This window comes from Erwinia oleae, from assembly GCF_000770305.1.
GTDB classification, from domain to species: Bacteria; Pseudomonadota; Gammaproteobacteria; order Enterobacterales; family Enterobacteriaceae; genus Erwinia; species Erwinia oleae.
The window spans coordinates 1-3,197 of the sequence record NZ_JNVB01000144.1 but is presented as its reverse complement, the minus strand read 5'-3'; the positions used below and the strand labels follow the sequence as shown (position 1 = coordinate 3,197).

Genomic DNA, 3,197 nt, shown 5'->3' with positions numbered 1-3,197 from the left:
AACTCCTTTTTATCGGGGATTGGTATGCATTCCACGCTCTTCGAAAGAAATATAGTCAGCAGTTTGTCTGCATGCCCTGAGTATTCGTTAGCGAACGTGGAGCACTTACTGGCTCGAAAGCAAAGCGGCAATCATCAAACCACATGATTCTGGCACAATATTCGTAACCAGTAAGCGCATACCCTGAATCACTTAAAAGTGTAACTCTCAGGGTTCGAATGACTATATCTGGCACAGAGCAGACCTGTGATCCTGCGCGCCGGGTGAGGTTTGCTGTGAGAAGATGCGGCACGATACAGCCACCTTTCAACATGAGGCTGGATTATGACTGGCGGTTCTAAACTGCATATTGTTTACCGTATTTCTGTGACTGCCCCTCATCGATATCACGATCGGGAGGGGTTCATTCAGCGAGGACTTCGAAACTCTGTGCAACATGCCCAAAGAGACATTCAGACAAAATAATAAGCGCCGCACTTACTTCGAAAAAGAATCAGCTTTCCTGCTTCAAAAAAACGCTCCCGACCGGGAGCGTGTGGATGTGATTATGCTGCCTGAAAGTGCCGAGGATCCAGACGAACAGGCCAGCCGCCGAGATAGTGCCCGGGTGTGTGGAGTATCCGGCGTCGCTCATTCGCCAGGGTGTTACCTACCACCACTTCCCCGGCAATTCCGCACAGGGACAGCTGTATATAAGCCATTCCGGCCGCAAGCGGATCGATATCTGTCGCTGAGACCCACAGATACCGGTGCGGTGGCCACCCTGCCTTTTGCAGAACATCAGCAAATGCCAGCACCATGCAGCCGGCCCCGCACGCAGGTTCACTCATGGTGATGAAGGGTTTGTCACGGAACAATGCTTCAGTGTCGCCCAGCTGCATGAAGACACGCCCCAGGAAGTCCCCGGGCGCGTCACTCAGCCCGTTAACAACGTGGGCCATCCCCTCCCGGTTAAGTCGCTTCACATGACCGGTACTGTGTACCAGCTCATGCAGCAGCGTGGACCACCAGTCCGCCTCCGTAAAAAACTGCCCTGCCACCGGCATCACAATTTCATCCGTCAGCGGGCGGTAATATGCCCGGTTCTGAGGCAACGTCCGGTGTTTAACTCCTGTGGCGTTAAACATCCGGACTACCCTGTCCATCACGTCCGGACTGAGTATGCCGTCCTCATCCACCGCCGGCGGTTGCTCAGGTGAAGCCGCCACCTCTGCCGGCAACCCCTCACACTGCTCAGCGTTGAACAGCTGCAGGGGTTTAAGCATCGGCACGGTTTCCGTCAGCGGTTTGCCGTCACTGTCATAAAGGCGGTTGCCCTCACGGTCCTCCGCCTGTTTCGTCCAGTCCTTGTAAACCACCGCCAGGGTGGCTTTCTCACCTTTACGTACCTGGCCGCCGGCCTGCTGCGCCTGCCGGTAAGTCAGCCAGCGGTTATTGCGAAAACCCTGCTCTTCCGCTGACATCCAGAGAAGCAGGACATTCACGCCGCTGTAGTGGCGTCCGGTTGTGGCATTCAGGGGCAGACCGGCCAGACCGCTGCCCGCAGCTGCACGCCACGGCTTACGCCAGGGCGCGACGCCGTTTTCCAGCGCAACAACGATACAGTCGGTTATCTGGTGATAGAGATCAGTCTGTTTTGCCGGGCGGCGGGCCGCCTTACGTGAAGTCGTTTTTTTCATGAGATATACCATTAATCAGAGGCATATCCCTGCGCCGGCGGGCGCAGAGATACGCCCGTCGACGGGAACACTCACCCGGGGGTGAGCGAAAAAGAAGAGATTACAGCGGGTCAGTTTTCAGTGACGCGCTTCAGTTCGTACAGATGGAATTCCGCCAGCACGAAGGCATTCCAGTCCTCACTGCTCAGCACCCGCTCACCACCGGAGAGCATCTGCAGCAGCAGGGAATCAAATGCGCCTTCGCTCACCGGTGTTGTCAGTACCGGCTGAGGCATGGTCAGCGTCGGGTGCTCAGGCAGGCCAATATGGCGCTCAATCCAGCGCAACGGTATTGCCCAGCTGCGGCCTTCGTCAGAAGAATGTATCCGGAAGCTGCCCGGACACAGGTTGTGCAGCAGGACCATCACAACACGCGCAAAGAAATCGCAGGGCTGATGCTGAAAATGCAGCTCCTGGATACTCAGCGTATTGTTGTTGCGCTCCCGCTCAATGGTCATGTTGACCGGCCAGAAACTGCCGCCTGAATCACCACAGAACGCCATGACGTCAGCAACCGGAAACAGATCGGCGGCGCGGTTAAGCGACGGCAGATACATATTTCCCGGACGCAGACGCACCGGCAACTGCCAGAAGGTTTCTGTTACGGCCAGAACGAAAGCATGCCAGTGACGTAACGGAACCGTGCTGACGTGCTCAATGGTATAAACAACCGACATGGAAGCCGGGGAAGAAGACAGGCCTTTCATTGATAAATCCTCCGCAAAGAAAAAAAGGGGGATTTATCCCCCTGACGGGGGTCAAACCCCGTCAGGGTGTGTTCTGTCTGATTACATCATTTCGAGGGCGGCGATAGCTTTGTCACCACAGGCCTCATCCTGCCCGCGGGCCACAGCCTGCTCCCAGAAAGGCCGGTTAATTTCTTTACCGAGACCGTCAAGGGTGCAGAGAAGTTCTCTGGCCGTGGCAGGCAGCGGTGGAATATCACCGTCCCTGAGAAAACAGACAAACCAGCCATAGGCTGTGCCGGCATTAATGATGGCTTCTTCCGGATACGTCAGTTCATTCGGTTCATCCCGGTCCGTATGAAGGCCGAGACGCTGAAATGCCCTGATGCTCAGAAGCTCACTCTCAAGCAGGCAAAGCCAGCTGAGTGTGTCCAGAGGTGTTTTGAGTGTGTAAACGTCTGCGTACATAGGTATATCCTCAGTTAAATAACGGGATATCCCCTCCGACGGAGAGATATCCCCGTCAGGGTCAACAACATTTGCTGGCTGACAGCTATCGTAAGCGTACAGCTTGAACCGTCTGGTCATAATCTGATGCATCCGACAAAGTGGTGTCCACCAAATAAGTAGTGGGAACCAAAGTGTCAGATATGCAGAAAAATGTAACTCCCGGCAGGCGTAAGGGCTGCCCTAATTATTCTCCTGAGTTTAAACATCAGCTCGTTGCCGCCTCCTGCGAACCCGGGATATCCATCTCAAAACTGGCGCTTGAAAATGGCATTAACGCCAATCT

General features: G+C 54.9%; 4 protein-coding genes. 1 reads left to right on the top strand and 3 read right to left on the bottom strand.

The genetic code is table 11. The features are described 5' to 3' along the window. Nucleotides 1-545: 545 nt before the first annotated feature. The 3 genes from GS12_RS25365 to GS12_RS22505 form a co-directional block, all read right to left on the bottom strand. On the bottom strand, nucleotides 546-1,679 hold the full coding sequence (locus GS12_RS25365; RefSeq protein WP_080707958.1) for an ArdC-like ssDNA-binding domain-containing protein: 1,134 nt from the start codon (nucleotides 1,677-1,679) through the stop codon (nucleotides 546-548). Nucleotides 1,680-1,789: 110 nt separating this feature from the next. Further along, nucleotides 1,790-2,425, bottom strand: coding sequence for a hypothetical protein (locus GS12_RS22510; RefSeq protein WP_031594656.1), 636 nt, complete (start codon nucleotides 2,423-2,425; stop codon nucleotides 1,790-1,792). A gap of 81 nt (nucleotides 2,426-2,506) precedes the next feature. Next, nucleotides 2,507-2,872, bottom strand: a complete 366-nt coding sequence (locus GS12_RS22505) for a hypothetical protein (RefSeq protein WP_031594657.1) — start codon at nucleotides 2,870-2,872, stop codon at nucleotides 2,507-2,509. Nucleotides 2,873-3,054: 182 nt separating this feature from the next. Here GS12_RS22505 and GS12_RS22500 point away from each other — a divergent pair. Next, nucleotides 3,055-3,197 (top strand): transposase (locus GS12_RS22500; protein WP_235421338.1); only part of this gene is annotated, 143 nt, incomplete at its 3' end.

Bases quoted from the DNA above. Each gene is read 5' to 3' on its own strand.
- GS12_RS25365 (WP_080707958.1), bottom strand. From the start codon at position 1,679: ATGAAAAAAACGACTTCACGTAAGGCGGCCCGCCGCCCGGCAAAACAG.
- GS12_RS22510 (WP_031594656.1), bottom strand. From the start codon at position 2,425: ATGAAAGGCCTGTCTTCTTCCCCGGCTTCCATGTCGGTTGTTTATACC.
- GS12_RS22505 (WP_031594657.1), bottom strand. From the start codon at position 2,872: ATGTACGCAGACGTTTACACACTCAAAACACCTCTGGACACACTCAGC.